The sequence below is a fragment of the Vibrio sp. 1078-1 genome, assembly GCF_033340475.1.
On record NZ_JAWOWM010000373.1, the window covers coordinates 1 to 690 of the forward strand.

Genomic DNA, 690 nt, shown 5'->3' on the forward strand with positions numbered 1-690 from the left:
CGCGGAAAGTTTTCTGCGCGAGGCTTGGCATTGGGGCGAAACTCAGAAACCAGTGCGCCATTTTCTGTTACTCGCTGCGCTAAACCACGATGACGAGCAGGATAAACATGTTCTAAACCAGACCCGAGCACAGCTATCGTCTTACCACCCGCTTGTAGCGCACCATCATGAGCATGGCCATCAATCCCAAGCGCTAAGCCGCTAGTGACAATCAATTCTTGCTGAGCCAACTCTGCCGCAAATTGACGTGCATGGTGTAAACCATCAAAACTGGCGTTACGGCTGCCCACCATGGCAATTTGTGGTTGCGATAAAAAGGTAGGATTCCCCTCGACAAATAACAACGGAGGCGGAGCGACAACTTGCTTGAGTAAAGAGGGATATAAAGGATCGGCCAGCGTCAGGATGTGATGATTTGTAGAAGTGGCTAGCCACGTTAAACAAGCATCGACCTCTTTATCGGCCGAAGCCCAAGCTTGCAACTGTTTGTTCGTCAAACCCAATTGATAGAGCTGATCAGAAGAGGAATTGATGATATTGCGAGGCGTATCTTTGGCGAGCAGCTTATTCATTTTGACCCCACCGATGCCTGGCAAGCAACTCAGCTTAAGCCAGGCAGCAAGGTCACTGTCGTTATTGCGTGGTTTCATTGGTGGTCGACTCTTGCGTCAGAGGCGAAACCACAGAGAC

The 690-nt window shown here is 50.1% G+C and carries 1 protein-coding gene; it reads right to left on the reverse strand.

From position 1 onward, the window contains the following. Nucleotides 1-650 (reverse strand): DNA-processing protein DprA (locus R7190_RS27655; protein ID WP_318137904.1); only part of this gene is annotated, 650 nt, incomplete at its 3' end. Nucleotides 651-690: the final 40 nt, after the last annotated feature.